Genomic DNA, 24,681 nt, shown 5'->3' with positions numbered 1-24,681 from the left:
ATCCTGGTCACCGCACTCAGTCCACCGGGAACCCACCAGGCACGAACTCGAATCCTTTCCCGGTCATGCACGCGTCACTCAGCTGACTCAGCCGCGTGCCAATTTCCTTGTGCCGCTTTTTCTGCGCAGCGGTGCGATCAGCGTGCCAGATCTTGGTAATCACCGAGCTCTCCTTCAGCAGCCCGGCGTACTCTTCATTGTTCCGCATCTCCTGGCTGCATTGCTGCCGAGCCTGGTCTGCGTCGGCTTTGCTGGCACCTGCCTTACGCCAGTGCTGTTTGGTGGGCATGACGCGAACGGAACCCGCCGGAACGGGTCCAATGTCCGTTTTGGCCACCCGGCCCGGCGCCGCAGGTGCCGCGGCACATCCGGCAACGGTGATAAGCGCGGCCGCCGCCAGCATCGAGGTGTACTTCCTGATCATCGTTTTTCAGCCTCATGTTTGGGGACCTGCCTGACAGGTTGATTGATTTTACCGATGCCCCACACCTTGTCCGTGATGGACCGCAGCTCCGTACCGTCCGCGGGCAGGTAACCCACGTAGGCACTGTGCGACCCCGGGAAGCTGCCCTGATTCTTCTCGGAAGTCGCCGGGTTTCCGCCAAGAATGACGCGCCAGCTGCCGACGATGTCCGTCGGATGGGTGTTCTGCCATACCTCTCCCCTGGCGTCACCAATCAACTCGACCAACCCCTGTGCTTGCTGTGCATTAGCTGCAGCCCCGTTGTAGAGGATGTAGCCGATGGGGAACATCTTCTGGTCGTCGCCTCGAAGCTGCAACATCGCATTGGTGAAGGTCATGCTGCCGCGGCTGTGATTGACGGCATTGAACTCCCATCCCTCCTCCCTGGCACGCTTCAGCAGCGCAATGTTGGTCTGCGATGCGGCCGTCACAGGCAGCATGACGCCCGTAAGGCTGCCCAGGATGCCATTGGCTTTGTCGTACATCGCATACAGCCCTTCGGCCACCTTGTTGCCAGTGTAAGGGTTCAGGATGTAATACACCCCGGACGCGTTAGCTTCATTGGTGTTCTGCTTCGCACCTGTGGCAAGCGCGTAGGGCTCAGCGTTGAAAATGCCGTTGTTGAAGATGTACAGCTTGCCGTCAATGGCCTGGACATCCTCCAACGCCAGTTCGGTCTGACGGCAGTTGGTCCCGACCGCTTCACAGGTCTGCAGGACAATGCGACTTTGCTCCGTCGCTGCTTTATGCACCAGATCCGTCGTCCACGCAGTGCCTTGGCGGAAGGCTTCGCCGGTGATCGCGTGCTCCGCAGCGGCACGCTCCTCGAGACGTTCAAGATCGATCAGCGCGGCAGATTGATGGGCGTTCAGCGTGTCGCGATTCAGCCCGGCCACCTGTTGTTCTGCCCCCTTGCCAGTCAGCGCGCGCTGGAGCTCATCATCCGTGATCAATACAGCGCCATCGCTGATCGCCGCACGGGTTGTCCCCTGCGAGCCGTCACTGGCGTCGCCATGGATCAGCTTGTTGCCGATGATCGTCTTGGTGGCGCCGTACAAGCCGGAGAAGGTTTCATCGGTGACGCCGATTCCGCCGCTACTGGCCTTCGCGCTCGAAGCGTTCTCTATGTCGCTGACAACCAGTGCAGCTGTCTGAAGTCGATTCCTGCCGGCATCAATTGCTGCATCGCTGGAGCTGATTGCACCACCGACAAGCTGTGTCGTCCCATCCACATTGATCTGGAAGCCGCCGTCACCCGCACGAATGGCCGACTGCTCGGTGACACTGGCAAATTCACTGTCGCTCTTCTGGTTGAGCATGTAGGCACTGCCACTGAAACCCGCACCAAAAGTGACGCTGCCCCCGACGGTTCTGTCCTTGCTGTGGAAGCTGTGGGTATCCTGCAGACTCTCCACCGCCAGGTTGCCACCGACGTTCATTGCCACCTGCTCACCTGAAACTACCGCGCCACGCAGCGTGGTGTCGCCGCCCGATTCGATGACCAACGACTCTCCTGCAGTCAGGTGCGTAGTGTTCCAGTAGACGTCCTCGCCCTTGCCGCTGCCCCGCGAAGCACTGGCATTGGCCGTGATGCCGGCGCTGGCACCGCCCGAGCCCACAGCGATGGCCACGCCTACGCCGCCACTGGCGCTGCTGCTCTTGCGCTCCATTTCGATCACGTCACGGGACGCAAGAAGCGCGACGTCTCCGTCCGCCTTGAGGCGGATGTTGCCGTCTGCCGTTACGTCACTGCCCTGAATCGTGATATCCGACGCGTTGCCAGCGCCCGTGGCACTGATACGGACGTCGCCGCCGGCCCGGATCGATGACGCTGCCGCCGTGTCGCTCTGCGTTGTCGTCCGGCTGTCGCTCTTGCTGGCCCCCACGGTGATGGAAATGTTCAACCCGCCAGCCGCGCCAGGATCCGCGCCGACCGCATCGACGCCTTCCTTCACCGCACCCGCTGCTGTCGCAGCACCCATCGCCTGCTTACGCCAGTCAGAGGTCTTGCTGGTCGCACTTGCCATGTTGCCGGCGGTCTGCAGTGCAGTGATCACCGGCGCAGTGACCGCAACAGTGAGACCGGCCTGCCTGAACTTGCTCTCCTGCGCCGTCGTCTGCGTTTCGCGGCCCTCCAGAATCGCGACCTCACGCGCGTGGATGTCCACATCGCCCTCCGGCGCGAGGACGTCACTGCCAATCTGGCGATACGCCCCGCCCGCCAGCAGCACGACATCGCCTGCGAGCGAGCCGACGGTCGACCCCGCCGCGGTGTTGCGCGTGGCCTTGTTGTCGTCGCTCTGCATCTGCGTGCCGGCCGTGATCGCAGCGCCACCGTTGTAGATCAGGCCACTCTGCTCCTTCTTCTTGAAGTGGCTTTCCGTCGCCGATTCGCGAGCGGCCTGGATCACCAGATCCTGGTCGGCGGCAATCGTGGTGCCGACATCGGAGATCACATCGCTGCCGGTGACGGTGACGTTGCGTCCTTGGATGGCCACTGTGTTCCCGCCAACCGTGCTGCCCTGAGCAACGGTTTCATCGAGGCTGTCGCGGGTGGTGCGGGTCGTGGTGTTGAGCAGGCCGCTATGCCGGTGCTTTCGACCCTCGCTCCAGTTGTAACTGTCTTCGGACACCCCGATGTTGAGGTTGCCGCTCGCCACCGCGACCAGGGCACCCTCGGCGCTGTTGACCGTCGCTGCCTGCAACTCCATGTCCCGACCTGCCTGCAGCTGGACATCGCCGACAGTCCGGACATTGGTACCAACGCCACGGTTGTACCCGCTGCGCAGATAATTGTCGGCATTGCGCACGTTGTTCTCCTGCCGCGCCTCCCGTACGGTGCCCAGTGACAGGTCGCGGCCGGCGGCGATCACCGTTTGCCCACCGGAGCCCGCGTTGACGATCTCGGCTCCGTCAAGACGAACATCACGCACCGCGCTCGCCAGCAGCGTGCCACCAGCCTCACTCACGAACAACCCGGCCACGCGGTCGATGTTGGTCCGGCTGAAGTCGCTCAACCCCGCGGTGTTCTGACCGCTGCGGGTGGTGGTGACCATGTTGAGATCGCGGCCGGCACTGGCGACCAGCACGCTGCGCGCATCGATCAGGCCGCCGAGGTTGTCCAGATCGGTACGCGCGTTGGCGCTGACCGCATCACCGCTGATGCGGCCATCCAGGTTGCGCAGGTTCTGCGCGTCGATCTTCACCGCGGTGCGGCCAGCGATGGTGCCACTGTTGACCAGATCGCCGCGCAGGTTCAGCTCCACCGAGCGGCCGGCCAGCAGCGTGCCGGTGCCGTCGATATCGCCGGGGCGCACGCGCACATACACCTGCGGAACCAGTGCGGTGGTGGTGCTGCCATCGGCCAGGGTGACGCGCTGCTCGACCAGCCAGACGATGTCGCTGGTGAGCTGGGCCATCTGTGCCGGGGTCAGCGCCACGCCGGGGCGCAGGCCCCATGCGTCGGCGATGGTGGCCGCATTGTCGAGCAGCGCGCGGTATTGCGCTTCATCGTCGGCATAGCCATCCAGGAAGCGGCGGCCGGTGAGCTGGGCGACCTGATCGCGGACCAGCTTCTGTTCGTAGAACCCATCGCCCAACCGCTTCTGCACGTTGGCCGGGTCCACGCCCATCTTCTGCAGCAGGTACTCCGAACCGAGCCAGTTGCGGTAATCGGCAAAACGCGGATCGGTTTCGACCAGGTATTGGCCGGCATTCGGCCCGCTCTGGAACAGGCTGCTCTGCGGCAGTTCGGCCTCCACGCCGATGGTGCGGATCACGGTCGGCTGGTTGCCCGCCGCGCCCTGCGCACCGGTGCCCGCCGTGCTGTCGGGACCGGCCAGCGAGGCCACGCTGGCGCTGACTTCCGTCACCTGGCGCTGCCCACCCACGGCACCGGCATCGGCCGCGCCCCCGACCTGCCCACCGACGGAACCGGTGCTGACCCCGCCCACCTGGTAGCCGGTGCCACCATCGCGGGTGTGCTCGGCCGTCCGGGTCATGCCCAGATTGATGGTGCGCACTTCATCGGCCGGGCGATAGGCGATCTTCCGGTCCCACTTGCGCTCGTGATAGCGCTTGAAACCACCGCGCCAGCGACTGTAGGTGTATTGGCTGGTGCCTTCCTCGTGCACCCGGTACTCGCCGAATGCGTCGATGTTGCGGAGGTTGCCGAGATCGCCCAGCAACGCGCCGCCGGCCAGGATCTGGCTCTTGTCGTTGATCAGCTCATCGCCACGCAGCGTCATGTTGCCGCCGGAAATGATGCGACCCGGCGCGCTGGAGGTGACCTGGGTTTCGTACTCGGTGTGGGTGACGTCGTACTGGGTCCAGTCCTTGACGTCGCCGTTGCCGTTCTTCCACCAGTACTTGCCGGCACGGCTCCAGCTGGACCAGGTGAACTCGCTGGCATCATGCATGCCGGGCGTGCCCTTGGGCTGGATGTACAGCTTCTTGGTCGGGCCCACCACCATCACTTCAGAGGTGGCGAAATGCTCGTTGCTGTTGAGCAGGCGCGTGGCATCGATACTCAAGCCACCCAGCGACTCGATGGTCGCGCTGGCGTTGTGCACCGAGCCGGCGCGACCGACTGCATGGCCCTGCGCATCCAGCGCACCGCCGATGTTGAGTGCGCTCTCGCCACCGCCGGCACTGAAGATCAGCGCCTGCTCGCGGTTGACCACGTTGCCGGCGCCGATGTCCAGGCGCTCACGCGCAGCAATGGTGGCTGCGCGGGTGACGCCCTCCAGCGTTTCATCACTGTTGACCAGGGTGGTGGCACCGATCGACAGGCGGTCGCCGTAGATGCGGCCGGTGCCTACGTTGAGGATCACATCGGCATCGACGCGGGTATCCACGCCGTCGATCAGCCCGCGGTTGCCGAGCACGCCATCGGCGCGCACCTGGGTGCGGATGCCGCTGATCTCGCCAGTGGCCAGGTTGTCGATCTGGCCGGCGTGCAGGTCCAGATCGCCGGCCTGCACCTTGCCCGCGTTGGTCCACAGCCCCTGCGTGGAGACCGTGGCCTTGCCATTGGCGGTGATCTGGCCATCGTTGCGGTAATCCTGCTGCAGGGCCAGCACCAGGTCGCCCTGCGACAGCACCCGGCCGGTGCCATTGAGTGCGCTGGCATGCAGCGTCTGGTTGCCCGCCGACAGCAGCGTGCCATCGGCGTTGCCGACCTGGCCGGCGCGCACGTCCAGGCTGCCCGCCGAAGACACCAGCCCCTGCTGGTTGAACAGTGCATCGCCGGCCTGCAGCGCGATGAGCTTGTCGGCGGCGATCATGCCGGCGCTGTTGTCGATCTGCGCGGCGGCGAGATCCACGTTGCGACCCTGCAGGCCAAGTGCAGTGCTGCCGCCAGCGGTGGCGCGGTTGTCGATGCGCGCGGCATGGGCGACCAGATCGCCACTGGCCACGGCCAGGCCGGCCTGGTTGACCAGCTCACCGCTCAGATCCAGCGTCAGATTCTCGCTCGCCTGCAGGCGGCCGCCGCTGTTGTCCACGCGCTGCGCCTGCAGCAGCAACGAGGCCCCGCTGCCCACCTGCCCGCCGCTGCGGTTGTCCAGCGTGGCCAGCCGCGCGTCCAGCGCCGTCTGCGCCTGGACAAGGCCGGCACGATTGTCCAGCTCACCGGCACGCAGGGTCAGCCCGGCACCGCTGACGATGCCACCGCGCGCGCCCGCGTCGGTATTGCCCAGCCGCTGGCCGTGGGTATCGATGCGCATCGCCGCACTGGACTGCAGCAGGCCAGCGCGGTTCTCCAGCGCACCACTGCGGACATCCAGCGTGCCGGCGGTGGCGGCGAGGATGCCCTCGCTGTTGTCCACGCTGCCCAGGCCGGTGTCCAGTGCGAGGGATGCACCGGCCAGGGTGCCGCGCACGTTGGCCAGTCCCTGGCTGGCGACCGAGAGCGCACGTTCGGCCTGGATCACACCGGCGGTGTTGTCGATATCGGTTGCACTGTCGAGCGTGACATCCCCCTCGACCGAGGCCAGCGTGCCGGCGTCACGGTTGACGATGCGGCCGGCCTGCACCTGCAGCGTTTGCTCGGCGGCGAGGATGCCGGCGCTGTTGTCGAGGGTGTGGGCGACCGCCACGTCCAGCGTATCGCCCGCGTTGACGGTGCCGCCGCGGTTGTCGAGGCTGCCGGCGCGCAGCTGCTGCGCACCGCCGGAGGCAACCAGGCCGCCCTGGCGATTGTCGAGCAAGCCGTCCACGCCCAGCTGCAATGCACGGTCGCCGGCCGCCTGGACCGTGCCGGCCTGGTTGTCCAGCTGGCCGGCCCGAAGGCTCAGATCACCGGCGCTGGCCAGCGTCCCGCGCTGGTTGTCGATCGCGCCGCTCACCTGCAGCGTGGAGGCCGCCTCACCTGCCGCCAGCAATTTGCCGTCGCGGTTGGCCAGGCTCCCGGCCTGTACGGCGAGCGCACCGTTGCCGATGATCTGGCCGTTGTCGTTGAGCAGCGCGTTGGTCACCCGCAGGGCCAGCGCGTCGGTGCCGGTGGCGATCAGTTCGCCACGACGGTTGTCCAGCTGCCCGGCATCGATCGCCATGCGCGCCGCCGAGGTGATGCCACCGGAGACATCAATCGCCTGCCCCTGCAGCTGCAGCGCGCCATTGCTCAGCAGTTTGCCGCCCGCCCCGGCCAGCGTTGTGGCGTTGATATCCAAACGGCCGCTGCCGGCCTGCTGCACCTGGCCGCCCGCGTTGCGCAGCAAGGTGGTATCGATGGCCAGATCGCCGTTGCTGGCGAGCGTGCCGCCGTCGTTGTCCAGTGCACTCGTCGCCCCGATACGGTTGCCCTCGCTGCCCGTGGCCAGCAGCTGGCCGCCACGGTTGTCGAGCGTATCGACCTGGACATCGAGCCTGCCGGCCTGCAGTTCCGCCTGGCGGTGATCGACCGTCCCTGCGCGCAGGGTAAGTGTGCCGGCCGTGGCGATCTCGCCGCGCTGGCCGTCCAGCATGCCGGTGGTGAGCTGCAGGCCGTCGCTGCCGGCGTGCATCAGCTTGCCATCGGTGTTCACCAGCACCGCGCTGGTCAGTGCCAGCGCGGCAGCGTTGCTGGCGAGACTGCCGCCGGTGTTGTCGAACGTGCCCGCCACCTGCAGCTGCGCAGGTGCGCTGCCGCTGTGGGCGATCGTGCCGCTGCGGTTGGACAGCTGCGCGGTGCGCGCATCAAGCGCGCCGCCGACGTTCATGACGCCGGCGTCGTTGTTCAGCGCCTGGCCCTGCACAAGCAGGTCGCGCCCCGTGGTCAGCTCGCCCTGCCGGTTGGACAGGCCGCCCCCCTCCACGGCCAGGTCGCGCACCCCGAGGCGACCGCCGTCGTTGTCCACATCGCCCGCGCGCAGATCGATATCACCCCCGGCAAGGACCGCGCCGGCATCGTTGTCGAGCACGCCGGCAATCACCACGCGGCCCTGTGCGAGCGGCGCGGTGGCCGGCGGTGTCGAGCCCGGGGTGCTGCCATCGGTGCCACCGTTGCCGTTGCCGGTTCCCGTGCCCGGGCTGCCCGTGCCGTCGCCATCGCCCGGTGAGGTCGGCGCCGTACCGTCCTGCCGGGCCAGTGCGCCGATGCTGCCCTTGTCACGGTTCTGCAGGCGCCCGCTCTGCACCGCCAGGGCCTGCACGCCAGCCTGTTCGATGCTGCCGCCGCGGTTGACCAGCGACGCCGCCTCCAGATCCAGACGGGTACCATTGAGCTGGCCACCCGTGTTGTCCAGATCCTGACCGGTGCGCAGGTTCAGTTCACGCCCGGCACTGACCAGCCCTTCGTTGCGCACACCGCCGCTGGCAGCGATACGCGTATCGTCGCGCGCCTGCAGTTTGCCGGTGTTTTCCAGCCGGCCATCGACAGTCACGACCAGTTCGCCGGTCTGCGCCCCGAGGTTGCCCGCGTTGCGCACGCCCACGCCGTGCTCGGTGCCCATCAGCAGGATCTTGTTGGCGTACATGCCGCCCAGCTGGGCCACATCGAGCGCGTACTGCGGCGCATTGCCTTCGGCGGCCTGCGCCTGCACGCGGCCCAGATCGGCGCTCACCGTGTTCGCGCCGGTGGTGACCTGCAGCTGCTGTGCCCACAGGCCCGCATTGAGCTGCACCGAGCGTGCGATCAGATCGGTGTAGTCGACCCGGCTGGCATCCATGCCGGCACCGAAGATGTGGATCGCTCCGCCCTGCACGCGGTATCCCTCCAGCGCACCGCCATTGAACATCGGGGTGCCGGTGGTCAAGGTGATGCGGTTGGCGTTGATGAAGCCGCAGCCATCGCAATCGATGCCGGCCGGGTTGGCGATCACCACCTGCGCGCGGTCGCCGGCCACTTCCACATAGCCGCGCAGCTGGCTCGGGTTGGCGCCATTGACCTCGTTGAGGATCACCCGTGCGGTGCCGCCGGCCAACCAGGGATTGCCCTGCACCCAGCCACCGAGCTGCGACTGCGTATTGCCGCGTGAGTTGTTGAGGATGGCGCCCTGCTGGTCAACGTCGAAGCGCTGGTAGGTATTGCGCGAAACACCGGCGGCACTCGGCGTCTGGATATTGATCTGCGGCGTGCCGTTGGCGGTTTCCAGCACGGTCGGGCGCTGGTTCCCGGGGGCATTCGGGTCCGCGACCACCTGCGCCGCCGCCAGGCCGGTTACGCCTACCCAGCCCATCATCACCCACAGCGCGAACGCCATCGGGCGCAGTGCCGCCGTGCGATCGCCATCCTGCCCGGTACCGGCGCCGCCGGGGCGCGGGGTGATCTCCGCGGCGACCTGCCAGAGCATGAGGGCGTGGTTGAACACGAGGCGGTACAGATGCTTGTTCATGACAATTCCTTTGTATGCGTGCGGTCGGTGCGGCGCGAACGCGCCCGCACTGAAATCAGAACGACCAGCTCAGGGTGAATCCGGTGACGGTGTAGGCGTTCTGGAAACCAGAGGGCTTCTTCAGCGGGGCGCCGACGAAGCCGTCCCAGTACAGGCCGCGATACGACCCACGCAGGCCGATCACGCTGCCCGCCAGGTCGTTGCCTACCTGCCATTGCGTGGCGCTGCCGCCGACATGGCCGTAATCGGCGCCGACGTAGAATTCCTGCCCGCCGCCCAGGGCCAGGCCGATATCGTTGCGGATCAACCAGCCGCGCTCGCCCATCAGCGACATCTCGCCATCGAAGCCGCGCACGGTGTAGCGGCCGCCGATCGCGAAGCGGTCCTGCGGCACCAGCCCGCCACGGTTCCATTGCGCTCGCCAGCTGCCGGTGTAGCGCAGGCGCTGCTGGCCGAGCTGGAACGGGAGGCTGAGCTGTGCGTCGGCGAAGTAGATCTTCGGGTGCGAGGTGGCTTCACCGAACAGCTCCTCGGGCGCTGCGATCGAGCCGAAGGCCCCGGTGCCACGGCGGAAGCCGACAGTGCCATCGAGCGTGGCCTGGCCGATGAAGTGACGGTGGTTCAGGCCGAGCTCCCAGCCGCCCATGCGCCGGCGCTGGACCAGGATTTCGGTGTCGTCGATGAAGTTGCGCGAGTCGCGCTCCCAGGCACGCAGATACATGCTGGTCTTGCTGCTCGCGTTGCGGAACAGCAGGCGCGTGGCCCGTACTTCGGCGTTGTAGCTCTCGCCGCTGTAGAGATACGACTGCTGGTTGCCGGCCACGGTCTGCTCGTACTCGTAGCCGCTGCGCGTGGCGCCGAACAGCCAGTAGCCGACGGGCACGGAGTAGTGGAAGGTGAAGCCCTTGGTGCCGCGCTTGCCGCCGCTGAACACGTCATGGTTGAGGTTGACGTAGAACAGGTCGTTCTGGCGCAGCGCGTGGTCCAGCGACATCGTCGCACCGGCCTGGGTCTTGCCGGTGGCCTTGCTGCCGGAATCGTCCAGGCTGAGGTTGAAGCGGACCAGCCGTTGCTGCGACCACTGCACCACCAGGTCGCTCTGGCCAGGTGCGGCGTCGGCGCCTTCGGCCGGGCTGATCTGGATGTCGGCCTCGGCGGTCGGCACGCGCTTGAAATTCTCCAGCCCCTGTTCGATATCCCGCAGGTTGAGCAGGTCGCCACTGCGTGCCGGGATCGCGTTCCACAGGGTGGCGTCGCGATGGGTGCCCTCTGCGAAACGGATCTGGCGGAGCGTGCCGGGCACCACGGTCAGTGCCAGCGTGCCGGTGGTGAGGTCCTGCGGCTGGGCCAACACGCGCGTGGTGACGTAGCCGCGCTCGACGATCGCGTTCTGTACCCGCGACATCACCACGTTGATGCCGGTGGTGCCCAGGCAGCGGCCGAGCGCCGGATCGCCTTTGACGTTGGCTGCGGGCAACGCCCACTGGAAACGGTCGGCCTGCTCGCCTTCCAGGGTGATCCGGTTGATCACGAAGCAGGGTGCTTCGTCCTGGGGCAGCCGCTCCGGTGCGGCCACCGGTGCGTCCTGCAGACGTGCATCGGGCCGGGTTTCAAGCTGCTCGCGCAGGGCGCGTTCACGCTCCTGCTGGCGAAGCAGCTCCTGATCGGGGGCGGGCAGCTGCTGGGCATGCACCGGCGTGCAGATCAATGCGACGGCGGCGGCCAGCGGGGCCAGGAGCAGGGTGCGCCGGGAAGCGCGGTGCATACCGGCGCGAGCCGGGGTGGGTAGTGCGTTGTTTGGCATGCAGGATCTCGAACGTGGGCTGGCACGAACCATCGTTCGCTATAGACCGCCCCTATGGAGGCCCGCCAATTTAAGAGCTATTCGCGACATGAGAACCGTCAAAAACCCCACCCACCCCGTAAGAAAACTGCCCGCTCGCATGTAGGGATTTTCCTAAATAGTCATTTTTTTGACGCAGCGCACATGGAAGGGGACCGCGTGGCCCTTGTTGTGAAGGCGTTTTCACACGTAGCGCCTCGCACTGCGCGCGGCGCGGCATCGTGCCCGCGGCCGGGCCTGTCGCGTCGGCGCCGCATCACCTCGCCCACCCTGCGCGACCTGTCGGGATCGAACCCGTACAATGCCCGGTCCTGGCCCTGCTTACGGCAGCGGCCCAGTCCCCTACCCCGCAGCTGCCGGCCACTGGCCGGTCTCTGCCGTTGCACCCGCGCGCCGGCATGGCCGCAGTGCGCCACCTGTCAGGAAACATGCTGATGAATCACCCCACCCCACCGTCCCAGTCCCTGCTGCACGGGCGCCTTCTTGCATTCGCCGCGATCCTGCTGGCCGCGTTGAACCTGCGCACCGCGGTCACCTCGCTGACCCCGCTGCTGGATGTGCTCGGCCAGACCTTCGGCTTCGGCACCACCATGACCGGCGTGCTTGGCATGCTGCCGACCGCAGCGTTCGCCCTGTTCGGCGTGACCACCCCGGCAGTGGCGCGTCGCCTGGGCCTGGAACGGACCGCCCTGCTGGCCATGAGCCTGGCCACCGTAGGGCTGCTGCTGCGGTCGATGGCCGGCGGCGTGGGCAGCCTGCTGTTCGGCTCGGTGGTGGCGCTGGCCGGCATGGGCATCGGCAACGTGGTGGTACCGCCGCTGGTGAAGCGCTACTTCGCCAACCGCGTGGGCACCATGAGCACGCTCTACATCACCGTGTTGCAGATTGGCACGATGATGCCGGCCCTGTTGGCGGTCCCGGTCGCGCAGCAGGCGGGCTGGCGTGTGTCGCTCGGCATCTGGGCGCTGATGTCGCTGGCCGCGGCGCTGCCGTGGCTGATGCTCTCGCGTGCACGGCCGCACCCGGACACGATCAGCGCGGCCAACGATCCGTCCAGCGCGCCGCACGGCAAGGTCTGGAAAACCCCGCTGGCCTGGGGCATGACGCTGATGTTCGGCATGACCTCGCTGATGACGTACTCGATGTTCACCTGGCTGCCCCGGATCGTGGTCGAAGCCGGTGCGACGCCGGCCCTCGGCGGCGTCATGGTGGCCATCTTCGCGGCCTGCGGCCTGCTGCCGTCGCTGACCATGCCGGCCCTGGCCGTGCGCCTGCGCAACCCGTTCGGGCTGGTGCTGATCGGCTTCAGCGCGTTCCTGATCGCCTTCGCCGGCCTGTTGTTCGCGCCGATGAAGGCCCCGTGGCTGTGGGCGGTGCTGCTCGGCATCGGGCCGTCCACCTTCCCGCTGGCGCTGACCCTGATCAACCTCCGTACCCGCACGCCCGCCGGCTCTGCCGCGTTGTCCGGCTTCATGCAGGGCGTGGGCTATGCCTTCAGCTGCCTGGGCCCGTTCCTGTTCGGCTGGCTGCATGCCGTCAGCAACGGCTGGCACCTGCCGTTTGCTTTCCTGGTGCTGTGCGCGGTGGTGCTGTTGTGCGCCTCGTGGGTCGCCTGCAAACCGCAGAAGCTCGAAGACCAGTGGTAAGCGCCGCTGGCGCGTCCATCTACACGCGTTGTGCGCAACTGCTGACGTAGCGTGTCGCTAACTGACCCGGTGTGCTGCACCGGGCAGTGTTCGGAGCCGCTGGCGCCGCCAGCCGGCTGAACAGCTTCATCGCGATGGAGTGCGCTTTCCATGCCGGCGACATGGGTTGAACGTGTAGCAATTCAATGACTTGCCTCTCCCCTCCGGGTTCCACCCGGGGGCTGATCGGTCGTACCCGCGTCTTCACGATTTGGCAACAACTGCGCAGTCAGGCACGATTGGCATGTGATGTGCGTCACACTTTTGACGCTACGCACTTTTGAAAGGACGCTCCAAGGGGGGTTCCATGTACGACCATCGGCCGCTGGCGCTCAGCGTCGGCCTGGCATGCGCCGCACTCGCTTTCTCCGCTCCGGCTCCGGCAGCCGCCGACCCGCGGGCGGATGCGTTGGCCGAGATCGGCCACTACCGTGACCAGGCCCGTTGGCTGGATGCGCTGGCCGCGATCGAGCGGGCCCGGGTGCAATCGCCCGACGACGAACTGCTGTATCGGCTGCAGGTGCTGACCCTGTCCGACATCGGCAACGCGCACCGCGCCTGGCAGCTGTACCTGGCACGACCGGACCTGTTCGATGCCGCCCAGAAAGAACGGCTGGAAGGCAATTACCTGGCCAAACTCGTGGGCTGGAGCCTGGCCTACGGCCCCAGCGAGGACACCCGCCTGGATGAAGCCGATGCGGCCCTGGTGCAGATGCAGCAGTACCTCGAGCGCGACGGCACCACCGTGCAGCAGGCCCCGCTGAGAATCCGCTACGACCGCCTGATCCTGCTCAACCGGCTGGGCCGCCATGCACAGGTACGCGATGAGTACCGCAGCCTGCTCGCCGAGGGGCACCCCGTTCCCAATTACCTGCTGGCCGCCGTTGGCGATTCGCTGATGGCCACCCAGCATCCCGCCGAGGCGATCCCGGTACTGGAAGCGGCGCTCAAGGCCGATCCGTCGCTGCCGCAGGCGCGGTCGGAACTGGCCTACGCCTATCTGGAAGACGAGCAGGCTGATACTGCCATCGCCCTGCTGAAGAAGTGGCAGGCCGATGAGCCGGCCTGGCGCTGGGCAAACGGTGCCAAAGCGCCGTATGCAAACTGGCCGCGCTACGAGGCCGATCTCAACCTGGCCATGGTGCGCGCTTACAGCGGCGATCTGCCCACCGCCCAGCATGACCTGGAGAAGATGGTCGAGATCGGGCCGGGCAACACCGGCACGCAGTCTTCGCTGGGCAACATCTACCTGATGCGCGGCTGGCCACGCCGGGCGCTGGAGCGCTACAGCATGGCCAACACGCTGGACCCGCGTGACGTCCCGGCGCGGCTGGGCCAGTACGACGCCTACGTGCAGATCCAGCGCGATGACCTGGCGCGCCCCCTCCACGACACCCTGCTTGCCGCCTACCCCAACCAGCCTTCCGTGCAGCGCATGGACCGCAGCTGGCGTGCGCATCGCGGCTGGCAATGGCATGCCTACGCCGAAGGCGGCCGCAGCTCCGGCGGTGGCGGAGCCTCACCGCTGGGCAACGACGACGGCCGTTACGGCGTGGAAGTGCAGTCGCCGGTCCTGGACGACCGCTGGCGGCTGGTCGCCTTCGCCGACCGGCGCAGCGTGGATTTCCAGGACCAGACCATCGACCCGCTGCGGGTCGGCGTGGGCACGCGCTATCGCTACGGGCACGCCGATGCCGAAGCCTTCGTCAACCGCGCCAATGACCACATCGGCGATACCGGCCTCAGCGCCGGGTTCGGCTGGCAGTTCAGCGATCAATGGCATGCCGGCATCACGGCCGCACGCAACGATCCGGATGCCTCGATGCAGGCACGTGTCTCGGGCATCACCGCCGACAGCATCGCCCTGGCGGCGGACTATCGTCGCGATGAACGTACCCACTGGAGCCTGGGCGCCAGCCAGTTCCGTTACGACGACGGCAACCGCCGCGATACCGTCAGCACCGCCATCGAGCAGCGCCTGATGACGCGGCCCACCGTGTTCCTGGACGGCCTTGGCAGCCTGTACGCCAGCCGCGGCAGCCGCGACGACGTGCCCTACTTCAATCCGTCCGAGGATCACTCGGTGGAAATCGGCCTGCGCGTGGACCAGCAGCTGTGGCGCCACTACGAACGCCACTTCCGGCATCGCCTGACGGTCTCGGTGGGCCAGTACTGGCAGCAGGGCTATGGCAGCGCGATCGTGCCCTCGGCGGAGTACCGCCACGAATGGCAGCTCGGCGAAGGGCGCATTTTCGAGTACGGCATCAGCTGGTCGCGACCGGTCTATGACGGGCAGCGTGAACGACACATCGGCCTGGATGCCGGCCTGCGGTGGGGAGAATGACATGCGGCACATGGACTTGAAACGCTGGACCCACTGGCTGTTGCTGGCCCTGCTCACCGTCGTGCTGCCGGCCCAGGCCCAGCAACGACCGGCCGTGCTTGATGCGGCCGATAACGGGCTGCTGGTGCTCAGCTACCACGACATCCGCGATGAGGTGGCCGAACGTGGCGACCCGGATGCGTATGCCGTCAGCACGCAGAACTTCGCCGCGCACCTGGACTGGTTGTCCGCGCACGGGTATCACCCGGTCTCGCTGTCGCAGCTGATCACCGCCTCGCAGGGCGGCACGCCGCTGCCGCCCAAGCCGGTGCTGCTGACCTTCGATGACGGCCTGCGCAGTGTGTACAGCAAGGTCTTCCCGTTGCTGCGCGCCTACAACTATCCGGCGCTGGTCGCCGTGATCACCGATTACGTGGACATGCCGGCCGGGCGCCAGATCGATTACGGCTACCGCCCGTTCACCCGCGATGATTTCCTGACCTGGGCGCAGCTGCGTGAGATGCAGAAGAGCGGGCTGATCGAACTGGCCAGCCACACTGACAACCTGCACCATGGCGTGCAGTCCAACCCGCAGGGCAACTCCACGCCGGCGGTGATCACGCGCATCTACGACCCGACCCGCAAGACCTATGAAACCGCGGCCGAGTACGAAGCCCGCCTGCGCGCCGACCTGGGCCGCAGCGTGGAGCGTATCGAGCGCAATGTCGGGGTCAGCCCGAAGGCGATCGTTTGGCCGTACGCCGCCTACAACGCGTTGAGCAACGATATCGCCGAGCAGTTGGGCATGCCGGTGTCGTTCGACCTGGAAGGGCGCAGCACGCCGGTCAAACCCGATCTGCATGGCCTGGCGCGCCTGCTGGTGACCAACAACCCGACCGTGGTGCAGTTGGCCTACGAACTGCGCCGGGATGTGGAACGCGATGGCATGCGTGCGCTGCAGATCGACCTGGATGCCGTCTACGATGCCGACCCGTTGCAACAGGGCAAGAACCTGGATGCGCTGATCGACCGGGTCAAGAAGATCGGCCCGACCCACGTGTTCCTGCAGGCCTTCGCCGATCCGGACGGCAATGGCTCGGCCGATGCGCTGTACTTCCCCAACCGGCATCTGCCGATGCGTGCGGACCTGTTCAACCGCGTGGCGTGGCAGCTCAAGACCCGCGCCGGGGTGAAGGTGTTCGCGTGGCTGCCGGTGCTGGGTTACGAGCTCAAGGACCCGGCCATCCGCAAAGCCCTGGCCATCGAGAGCCCGGAAAGCGACGGCATCTTCCGGCTGGACTTCACCCGGCCGCAGGTCCGCAGGATCATCGATGACATCTACGAAGACCTGGCGATCAACTCCTACTTCGAGGGGCTGCTCTTCCACGATGACGCCTACCTGCGCGACACCGAGCTGACCCAGTTGCCGCCCGAAGGCGAGGATGGCGCACGTACACAGGCGCTGATCGACTTCACCCTGGAGCTGCGCAACGCCGCGCAACGCTGGCGGCCGAAGCTGGGGACCGTGCGCAACCTGTATGCCCAGCCGGTGCTGGAACCGCAGAGCGCCAGCTGGTTCGCCCAGCGCCTGGACCTGTTCAACAAGGCCTACGACCACACCGCCCTGATGGCGATGCCGTGGATGGAAGGCAGCCGCAGCCCGGAACGCTGGCTGGACCGGCTGGTGGTGGCGGTGAAGCAGCACGATCCGCAGTTGTCGCAGACGATGTTCGAGCTGCAGACGCTGGACTGGCGCACCGGCAAGCCGATCCCCGGCGACCGCCTGCGCGCGCAGATCCGTCGTCTACAGGCGCAGGGCGTGCGTCATTTCGCCTGGTATCCGGATGATTTCATCGCCGGACGTCCCTCCACGTATGACGCCCGCGCGGCCATGTCGGCCCGCAGCTTCCCGTACGAGGAAAAGTGAGGTCGCCATGCATCCTCTTCTCTACGCGCTGTTCCAGTTCGCCTTCTTCTACCCGATGGTGATGGCGTTCTTCTGGATGTCCGGCGGCCTGTATTACTTCTTCCGGCGCGAGCGAAAGGCCCGTGACCGTGATGACCCGCCGCCGATGGATGTCTATCCGTTCGCCTCGATCCTGATCCCCTGCCACAACGAAGCGGAGAATCTGGACGACACGATTGGCTCGGCGCTCAAGCAGAATTACCCGGATTTCGAAGTCATCGCCATCAACGATGGCAGCAGCGACGATACCGGCGCGCGGCTGGATGCCCTGGCCGCCCTGCACCCGCGGCTGCGGGTGGTGCACCTGGACCGCAACCTGGGCAAGGCCAATGCGCTGCGCATGGGCGCGCTGGCGGCACGTTCGGAGTTCCTGGTATGCATCGATGGCGATGCGATGCTGGAGGAGTACGCCACGCACTGGATGGTGTGGCACCTGACCTCGGGCCCGCGCGTGGGCGCGGTCACCGGCAACCCGCGCATCCGCAACCGCTCCACCCTGCTGGGCCGGCTGCAGGTGGCCGAGTTCTCCTCGATCATCGGCATGATCAAGCGGGCGCAGCGGGTGTACGGGCGCATCTTCACCATCTCCGGGGTGATCGCCGCGTTCCGTCGCACGGCCCTTCACCGGATCGGTTACTGGTCCGATGACATGGTGACCGAGGACATCGACATCAGCTGGCGCCTGCAGCTGGACCATTGGGACATCCGTTACGAGCCCAATGCGCTGTGCTTCATCCTGATGCCGGAAACCTTGAAAGGGCTGTGGCGGCAGCGCCTGCGCTGGGCCCAGGGCGGTGTGGAGGTGCTGCTGCGGCATGGCGGCTCGCTGTTCCACTGGCGCAAGCGCCGCATGTGGGGCGTGCTGCTGGAGTACATCCTCAGCGTGCTGTGGGCCTACACGATGCTGGCGATCATCGTGCTGTGGGCGGTGGGCAAGTTCATGGTGCTGCCGCCGGAGCTGTACATCGCCACGCTGCTGCCGCAGTGGCATGGCGTGATCCTGGCCCTGGTCTGCCTGATGCAGTTCGCCAGCAGCCTGATCATCGACCGCCGTTACGAAACGCATATTGGACGTAACTACTTCTGGGTGATCTGGTACCCGATGGCGTACTGGCTCATCAGTCTGTTCACGACCCTGGTGGCGTTCCCCAAGACGTTGTTCAAACGTCGTGGCAAGCGCGCGGTCTGGGTCAGTCCTGACCGGGGTATCCGATGAACACCGTCAAATCCACCCGCCGCTTCGATTCGCGGCTGATCCAGAAACCGCGCCAGCAACCGCGCCTGCAGCGCACCGCCTGGGGCTTTGTGACCATCGCCTTCTGGGCGTTCTACTTCTACCTGTGGGCACCGCTGGTAACGCTGATCTCGTGGCTGCTCGGCGGGCGGATGGCATGGGCGCAGCTGTACGAACAGAAGCAGACGGTCGATCCGTTCGTGGTGATCGCGCTGCCGGTGATGCTGGTGTGCTGCGCGGCGCTGCTGATCGCCTGGGCCGAGTACAACCGCATGCGGTTCACCGGCAAGGAGCGCCGGCTGCCGCATGACGATGTCACCCGCGAGGAGATGGCGCATGACCTCGGCGCGAGTGTGGCCGTGGCCGCGTCGCTGGCCGATGGCAAGTCGGTGACGCTGCACATGGACGAGCACGCGCGGCCGGTACGGGTCACCGCGGGGGCATTGGCGGTCGCATACCGGTAATCGCGCGGGTGTTGGCCGACCGGTAGTGCCGGCCGCTGGCCGGCGCCACGGATTGCCAGGATGCGAAGGAGCCGGCCAGCGGCCGGCTCTACCGGGTCACGCGCGCGTCTGGCCTTCGCCGCGGACGACGAAGCGTTCGACGGTGAGCGCCTCCAGCCCCATCGGGCCATAGGCGTGCAGGCGGGTGGTGGAGATGCCGATCTCCGCACCCAGGCCCAGCTCGCCCCCGTCGGAGAAGCGCGAAGAGGCGTTGACCATCACCACCGCCGAGCGCAGCGCATGCACGAAGTGCTCGGCTGCCGCGGCGTCTTCCGTGGCAATCACTTCGGTATGGTCCGAGCTGTACTGCTGGATATGCATCAGTGCCTGCTCGAGGTCATCGACCACGCGCACGGCGATGATCAGATCCAGATACTCGGCGGCGTAATCCTCCTCGCTGGCCGGCTCGGCATCGGGCAGCCACTGCCGCGCCACCGTGTCGGCGCGCACCCGCACGCCGCGCTCGGCCAGTGCCTGCGCGGCCAGCGGCAGGAAGCGCGGCGCAAGGTCGGCATGGACCAGAAGCGTCTCCAGCGAGTTGCAGGCCGAGGGTCGACTGCATTTGCCGTCCACCAGCAGGCGCAGCGCAAGCGCGGGGTCGGCGGCGCGGTCCACGTACAGATGGCAGACACCCTTGTAGTGCTTGATCACCGGCACACGGGCATGCTCGGCCACGAAGCGGATCAGGCCTTCCCCACCGCGCGGAATCGCCAGATCGATCACATCGTTGAGCTGCAGCAGGGCAAGCATGGTCTCGCGGCGCAGATCCTCCACCAGGGTCAATGCGGCATCGGCGACGCCCGCCTCGCGCAGCGCGCGCTTGAGCGAGGCGGCAATGGCAGTGTTGGAGTGGATCGCCTCCGAGCCACCGCGCAGGATCACGCCGTTGCCGGCCTTGATGCACAGCGCGGCGGCGTCGGCGGTCACGTTCGGGCGCGCTTCGTAGATCATCGCGATGACGCCCAGCGGCACGCGCACTTTCTGCACCCGGATGCCATTGGGACGCACGTCATCGCGGGTCACCTGCCCGACGGGATCGGGCAACGCAGCGACCTCGCGCAGCGCGGCGGCGATACCGGCCAGACGCTGCGGGTTCAGTGCCAGGCGGTCCAGCATCGCGGTGCCGATGCCCTTTTCCGTCGCCGCCGCAAGATCGCGTGCGTTGGCCGCGAGAATCGCATCGGTATCGGCTTCCAGCGCGGCGGCCATCGCGTCGAGCAGATCGGCCTTGGCCGACGCAGACAACTGCGCCAGCTGCCGGGCAGCGTCCCGGCAGGCCAGCGCCTGGCTGCGGATGTCGGTGGTGGAGCTGGCGACCATCTCAATATCCTCGGAAAAAACGGTAGGGCCACGCCATGCGTGGCTGGGGGATGTCGAACGGACCCAGGTTGCGCAGCCACGCATGGCGTGGCTCTACCGTGGATGTTCTTACGCTTTACAGCAACACCAGATCGTCGCGGTGGATGACATTGCCACCGTAGTTGTAGCCCAGCACGCTTTCGATGTCGCGCGAGTGGCGCCCGGCGAGGCGGCGGATGTCGCTGGCCGAATACTGGCTGACGCCGCGCGCCAGGCAGATCTCCCCACTATCAAGGCGCTGCCGGATCTCGACCATGTCGCCGCGGCGGAAGTCGCCCTCGGCGCCCAGCACCCCGCCAGGCAGCAGCGAAGCGCCCTTGCCGCGCAGCGCATCGGCTGCGCCGGCATCGATCAGGATCGCGCCCGGCTCCAGCGGCGCGTGCCGCAGCCAGTACTTGCGCGCGGCCACCCGGGTCTGCGCGGCATGGATGCGGGTGCCGAACAACCGCCCCTGGCTGAGCGCACGCACCACCTCGGCACTACGCCCGTTGAACAGGCAGGTCTCGATGCCCACCCGCCCGGCCTTGGCCGCGGCTTCCAGCTTGGTATGCATGCCACCGGTACCGGCGCCACTGCCGGCGCCGCCGGCCATCGCCAGGACCTCCACGGTCAACTCGGGCACGTCATGGATCGGCCGCGCCTGTGGATCACGCCGCGGATCGGCGCTGTACAGGCCGTCGATGTCGGTGGCGATGAACAGCACGTCGGCGTCGATCAGCGCAGCGACGGTCGCGGCCAGATTGTCGTTGTCGCCGAGCTTGAGCTCATCCACCGAGACGGTGTCGTTCTCGTTGACAACCGGCAGCGCGCCCAACCGCAACAGCTCGTTGAGCGTGGCGCGGGCGTTGAGGTAACGGCGGCGATTGCGCAGGTCATCATGGGTCAGCAGCACCTGCGCCACCGGGCGTTCGAAAAAGCGCTGCCAGAGCCCGATCAGCTGTGCCTGGCCCAGCGCGGCGAGCGCCTGCCGCGCTGCCATCGCCGCGCCGGCTTCCAGCGCGCGCGGCACGATTGCCCGGCCGGCCGCAACCGCGCCGGAGGATACGATCACCACCTCGCGCCCAGCCAATACGTTGGCCGAGACGAACTGGGCCAGGCCCAGCGCGTGGCGTGGCGAGAGGCCGCCGCCGTCAGCGGCCAGCAGGCTGCTGCCCACTTTGAGTACGGCGCGTTTCCACTGCGGGACGGCTTGTTCGGTAAACGGCGAAGGCACGGGCTGGTTCATGTGGTCGGCGCGCTCAGCGCGTGCTCCATTCGTGGATACGGGCGGTGGCGCTGCCGTGCACCAGCAGCGGATCGCTGTCCACCAGCGCCTGCGCAGCGGTCAGGTCAGCGATGTCCTGCAGCACGTAAGCGCCGCCGCTCTTGTCGGTGAAGCCACCGGTCAGCAGCAGCTGCCCGCGGGCACGCACCTCATCGAGAAAACGCGCGTGTTCGGCACCGACCTCATCGCGGAAGTCCGGCGTACGGGTGACCATCACCAGGTAACAGGTTTTCATAGAGATCCTTTCCCGGGCAGCACCCGGCAAGACGTTACAAAAACGGCGACCTTGCGGCCGCCGTCGTGATCACACCAGTGCCGCCCAGCGGGCGCGCAGTTCATCCAGCCGCAGGTCGGCCGCCGCGCCGGGCGATACGCGCGCGGCCAGGCTGCCTTCGGGGGTTCGCCCCTGCCCTGCCGTGTCCGCCGCCGCGGCGGCAGCCTTGTAGGCCTCGCGGAACGGCACACCGGCCACGGCTGCCTCCACCGCGACATCGGTGGCGTACATGCCCGAGTCGATCGCCGCGCGCAGCTTGTCGTCGCGCCATTCCAGGTTGGCCAGCAGCGCCGGCAGCAGTTCCAGCGCGGCCAGGCCGCGGCCGAAGCCGTGGAAGATCGCGCCCTTGCTGCTCTGCAGATCGCGGTGGTAGCCCGAGGGCAGCGACAGCAGCTGCTCGATCTCGGTGCGGGCCGCGGCCACGCTGGCATGGGTGGCGCGCATCAGTTCGATCACGTCCGGGTTGCGCTTGTTCGGCATGATCGAGCTGCCGGTGGTGTACTGCGCCGGCAACGCCACGAAGCCGAACTCGCCGCTGGTGAACAGCGACAGGTCCCATGCGATGCGGCGCAGGTCCAGGGTGGCGCCGCCGAGTGCTTCCAGCGCCGCCAGTTCGAACTTGCCGCGAGAAAGCTGCGCGTAGATCGGCGAGATCTGCATGCGCGCAAAGCCAAGCGCTTCAGTGGTATGCGCGCGGTCCAGCGGCAGGTTCACGCCGTAGCCGGCGGCCGTGCCGAGCGGATTGGCATCGACCAGGTTGAACGTGTCGTGCGCGCGGATCGCGTTGTCGATGAAGGCCTCGGCCCAGCCGGCCCACCACATGCCCGCCGAGGACACCACGGCGCGCTGGATGTGGGTGTAGCCCGGCACGGGGAGGTCCTTCTCGGCCTCGGCACGATCCAGCGCCACCTTGGCGATCTCGCGGCTCAGCTCGGCCACGCGCAGCAGCTTGTCCTTCAACCACAGCCGGGTCGCCACCAGGATCTGGTCGTTGCGGCTGCGGCCGGTGTGGATCTTGCGGCCGGCATCGCCGAGGCGCTCGGTCAGGCGCGCTTCGATCGCCGAGTGGCAATCCTCGAAGCGCTCATCCAGCACGAACGCGCCACTGCGGAAATCCTCGGCCAGCACGTCCAGCTCGCGCTGCAGGCCGATGCGCTCGTCATTGCCGAGGATGCCGATGTTCTCCAGGCCCTGCGCGTGCGCCTTGCTGGCCGCCACGTCGTAGAGGAAGAACTCGCGGTCCAGGATCACATCATCGCCGGCCAGGAAGGTCTGGATCTTGGCGTCTACCGCCACGCCGGGCTTCTGCCACAGAAGGTCTGCCATGTCTTGCTCCATAGGCGGAGTCGCTCCGCCGGGTTGTCAGGGCGCGCGCAGGGGGCCGCGCAGCGCCGTGGGAATCAGTGCGGGATCGAGGCCAGTTCGTCCAGACCCAGCGCCAGGTTGAGGTTCTGCATCGCCTGGGTGGCCGCGCCCTTGAGCAGGTTGTCCAGGGTCGCCACCACCACCACGCGCTTGCCGCCCGGGGCCACGTCGAAGCCGCCGATCTGCACGCCATGCCGGCCGGCGATCTGGCTGACCCACGGCGCTTCGTCGAGCACCTCGATCAGCGCCTCGTCGGCGTAGTACTTCTGGTAGAGCGCGATCACATCCTCGCGCTTGACCACCGTGTTGAGCCACAGGTTCACCGTCATGGTGATGCCGCGGAAATGCGGCGCCACGTGCGGCATGAACTCGACCGGCACGCGCAGGTGCGCGGTCACTTCGCGCTCATGCACATGGTTGGTCAGCGCATACGGCATCAGGTTGTCGCGCAGCAGCTCGGGGTTGTTCTTGTCCGAGGGCGTGGTGCCGGCACCGGAGTAACCGGAGACCCCGAAACACTGCGGCGGGCCGGCCAGCTGCTGCAGCAGCGGGCTGATCGCCAGCTGCATCGCGGTGGCGTAGCAGCCCGGATTGCTGATGTGCTTCTGGCCCAGGTAATCGCCGCGGGTCAGCTCCGGCAGGCCGTAATACCAGCTCGGCTCGAAGCGGTGATCGGCCGACAGATCGACGATCACCGTGTCCGGCCTGGCCGCATCCAGCGCGGTAACGAACGGTGCGGCCAGGCCATTGGGCAGCGCCAGGATCACCGCGTCCATGCCCTTTGCAGCGACGGCATCGGCATCCAGGTTTTCGAACTGCAGCTCACCCTGCCAGTCGCCGTGGTGATCGCTCACGCGCTGGCCGGCCAGCTCGCGCGAGGAGACGAAGCCCAGCTGCAGGCTCGGGTGGGCGGCGATCAGCTTGATCAGCTCGGCGCCGGTGTGGCCACGTGCGCCGACGATGCCGACGGTGAAGATCTTGGTACTCATGCGTGTGCGTCCAGGCGGTGCTGCAGGTGGCGTTTCACCCCCTGCCATTCCGCATCGATGATGGAGAAGATGACGGTGTCGCGCGGGGTGCCGTCCGGGTGGCGCTTGTGGTTGCGCAGCACGCCGTCCTGCTTGGCGCCCAGCCGCGCGATCGCGGTGCGCGAGGTGACGTTGAACCAGCTGGTCTCGAACACCACGCTCAGGCATTCCAGCCGCTCGAAGGCATGGGTGAGCAGCATCAGTTTGGTCTCGGTGTTGATGCCGGTGCGCTGGGCGGCTTCGCCATACCAGGTGTAGCCGATGCTCAGGCGCGGCACCTCGGCGTCCAGATCGTAGTAGCGGGTGGTGCCGACCACTTCATCGGCCTCGTTGAGGACCACGAACGGCAACACCTTGCCCTCGGCCTGCGCCTGCAGCGCGGCCTGGACATAGGCGGTCATGGTCTTCGCACTCGGCACCTGGGTGTACCAGAGCTTGGACAAGGTGCCATCCCCCAGTGCGCCGCGCAGGCCATCGATATGCGCCATCTGCAGCGGCTCCAGCCGGGCATGGGTGCCGGCCAGCGTGGGGACCTTGGTCCAATCGGCAAGATTCATCGGG

14 protein-coding genes are annotated in these 24,681 nt (G+C 67.1%); 5 read left to right on the top strand and 9 right to left on the bottom strand.

The features are described 5' to 3' along the window. Positions 1–16 precede the first annotated feature (16 nt). From POS15_RS03920 to POS15_RS03910, 3 genes are read right to left on the bottom strand one after another with little or no spacing between them, the layout of a single operon-like run. Positions 17–424: a hypothetical protein gene (locus POS15_RS03920; protein ID WP_284129033.1), complete on the bottom strand. Its 408-nt coding sequence runs from the start codon at positions 422–424 to the stop codon at positions 17–19. After that, positions 421–9,276 carry a hemagglutinin repeat-containing protein gene (locus tag POS15_RS03915; RefSeq protein ID WP_284129032.1) on the bottom strand — a complete coding sequence of 2,952 codons (8,856 nt, stop codon included), beginning with the start codon at positions 9,274–9,276 and terminating at the stop codon, positions 421–423. The genes POS15_RS03920 and POS15_RS03915 overlap by 4 nt, the downstream gene beginning before the upstream one ends. 55 nt (positions 9,277–9,331) lie before the next feature. Then, entirely contained in the window at positions 9,332–11,041 is a 1,710-nt protein-coding gene (locus tag POS15_RS03910) for a ShlB/FhaC/HecB family hemolysin secretion/activation protein (protein ID WP_284129031.1), read from the bottom strand. 512 nt (positions 11,042–11,553) lie between these two features. Here POS15_RS03910 and POS15_RS03905 point away from each other — a divergent pair. The 5 genes from POS15_RS03905 (at position 11,554) to pgaD (ending at position 18,791) form a co-directional block, all read left to right on the top strand. After that, positions 11,554–12,765, top strand: a complete 1,212-nt coding sequence (locus tag POS15_RS03905) for an MFS transporter (protein ID WP_284129030.1) — start codon at positions 11,554–11,556, stop codon at positions 12,763–12,765. 346 nt (positions 12,766–13,111) lie between these two features. Next, positions 13,112–15,148: a poly-beta-1,6 N-acetyl-D-glucosamine export porin PgaA gene (gene pgaA / locus POS15_RS03900; protein WP_284129029.1), complete on the top strand. Its 2,037-nt coding sequence runs from the start codon at positions 13,112–13,114 to the stop codon at positions 15,146–15,148. 10 nt (positions 15,149–15,158) lie between these two features. Then, positions 15,159–17,054, top strand: coding sequence for a poly-beta-1,6-N-acetyl-D-glucosamine N-deacetylase PgaB (gene pgaB, locus POS15_RS03895; RefSeq protein ID WP_284129028.1), 1,896 nt, complete (start codon positions 15,159–15,161; stop codon positions 17,052–17,054). 7 nt (positions 17,055–17,061) lie between these two features. Then, positions 17,062–18,309 carry a poly-beta-1,6-N-acetyl-D-glucosamine synthase gene (gene pgaC / locus POS15_RS03890; protein WP_019182844.1) on the top strand — a complete coding sequence of 416 codons (1,248 nt, stop codon included), beginning with the start codon at positions 17,062–17,064 and terminating at the stop codon, positions 18,307–18,309. Continuing rightward, positions 18,306–18,791, top strand: coding sequence for a poly-beta-1,6-N-acetyl-D-glucosamine biosynthesis protein PgaD (gene pgaD / locus POS15_RS03885; RefSeq protein ID WP_019182843.1), 486 nt, complete (start codon positions 18,306–18,308; stop codon positions 18,789–18,791). Before pgaC ends, pgaD begins: the two co-directional genes overlap by 4 nt. Before the next feature lie 96 nt (positions 18,792–18,887). Here the strand turns inward: pgaD and POS15_RS03880 are convergent, their stop codons facing one another. From POS15_RS03880 to POS15_RS03855, 6 genes are all read right to left on the bottom strand, one after another. Then, on the bottom strand, positions 18,888–20,150 hold the full coding sequence (locus POS15_RS03880; RefSeq protein ID WP_284129027.1) for a glutamate-5-semialdehyde dehydrogenase: 1,263 nt from the start codon (positions 20,148–20,150) through the stop codon (positions 18,888–18,890). A gap of 115 nt (positions 20,151–20,265) precedes the next feature. After that, a complete protein-coding gene (proB, locus tag POS15_RS03875) occupies positions 20,266–21,414 on the bottom strand; it encodes a glutamate 5-kinase (protein WP_284129026.1) in 1,149 nt (382 codons plus the stop codon). Positions 21,415–21,427: 13 nt separating this feature from the next. After that, positions 21,428–21,688 carry a YciI family protein gene (locus POS15_RS03870; RefSeq protein ID WP_019182840.1) on the bottom strand — a complete coding sequence of 87 codons (261 nt, stop codon included), beginning with the start codon at positions 21,686–21,688 and terminating at the stop codon, positions 21,428–21,430. Positions 21,689–21,757: 69 nt separating this feature from the next. Continuing rightward, positions 21,758–23,053, bottom strand: a complete 1,296-nt coding sequence (gene argH, locus POS15_RS03865) for an argininosuccinate lyase (protein WP_070425538.1) — start codon at positions 23,051–23,053, stop codon at positions 21,758–21,760. A 74-nt stretch (positions 23,054–23,127) separates the two neighbouring features. Further along, the gene (gene argC / locus POS15_RS03860; RefSeq protein WP_284129025.1) at positions 23,128–24,081 is read right to left on the bottom strand and encodes an N-acetyl-gamma-glutamyl-phosphate reductase; all 954 of its coding nucleotides are present in this window, start codon (positions 24,079–24,081) and stop codon (positions 23,128–23,130) included. Beyond that, positions 24,078–24,677 carry a GNAT family protein gene (locus tag POS15_RS03855; RefSeq protein ID WP_284129024.1) on the bottom strand — a complete coding sequence of 200 codons (600 nt, stop codon included), beginning with the start codon at positions 24,675–24,677 and terminating at the stop codon, positions 24,078–24,080. Before POS15_RS03855 ends, argC begins: the two co-directional genes overlap by 4 nt. Positions 24,678–24,681 lie beyond the last annotated feature (4 nt).

The sequence above is a fragment of the Stenotrophomonas sp. BIO128-Bstrain genome, from assembly GCF_030128875.1.
Taxonomy (GTDB): Bacteria; Pseudomonadota; Gammaproteobacteria; order Xanthomonadales; family Xanthomonadaceae; genus Stenotrophomonas; species Stenotrophomonas bentonitica_A.
Note: the sequence above shows the minus strand (reverse complement) of the source record. Positions and strands in the feature narration are given on the sequence as shown.

Coding starts and splice junctions, on each gene's coding strand:
- POS15_RS03920 (WP_284129033.1), bottom strand. CDS start 424: ATGATCAGGAAGTACACCTCGATGCTGGCGGCGGCCGCGCTTATCACC.
- POS15_RS03915 (WP_284129032.1), bottom strand. CDS start 9,276: ATGAACAAGCATCTGTACCGCCTCGTGTTCAACCACGCCCTCATGCTC.
- POS15_RS03910 (WP_284129031.1), bottom strand. CDS start 11,041: ATGCACCGCGCTTCCCGGCGCACCCTGCTCCTGGCCCCGCTGGCCGCC.
- POS15_RS03905 (WP_284129030.1), top strand. CDS start 11,554: ATGAATCACCCCACCCCACCGTCCCAGTCCCTGCTGCACGGGCGCCTT.
- pgaA (WP_284129029.1), top strand. CDS start 13,112: ATGTACGACCATCGGCCGCTGGCGCTCAGCGTCGGCCTGGCATGCGCC.
- pgaB (WP_284129028.1), top strand. CDS start 15,159: ATGGACTTGAAACGCTGGACCCACTGGCTGTTGCTGGCCCTGCTCACC.
- pgaC (WP_019182844.1), top strand. CDS start 17,062: ATGCATCCTCTTCTCTACGCGCTGTTCCAGTTCGCCTTCTTCTACCCG.
- pgaD (WP_019182843.1), top strand. CDS start 18,306: ATGAACACCGTCAAATCCACCCGCCGCTTCGATTCGCGGCTGATCCAG.
- POS15_RS03880 (WP_284129027.1), bottom strand. CDS start 20,150: ATGGTCGCCAGCTCCACCACCGACATCCGCAGCCAGGCGCTGGCCTGC.
- proB (WP_284129026.1), bottom strand. CDS start 21,414: ATGAACCAGCCCGTGCCTTCGCCGTTTACCGAACAAGCCGTCCCGCAG.
- POS15_RS03870 (WP_019182840.1), bottom strand. CDS start 21,688: ATGAAAACCTGTTACCTGGTGATGGTCACCCGTACGCCGGACTTCCGC.
- argH (WP_070425538.1), bottom strand. CDS start 23,053: ATGGCAGACCTTCTGTGGCAGAAGCCCGGCGTGGCGGTAGACGCCAAG.
- argC (WP_284129025.1), bottom strand. CDS start 24,081: ATGAGTACCAAGATCTTCACCGTCGGCATCGTCGGCGCACGTGGCCAC.
- POS15_RS03855 (WP_284129024.1), bottom strand. CDS start 24,677: ATGAATCTTGCCGATTGGACCAAGGTCCCCACGCTGGCCGGCACCCAT.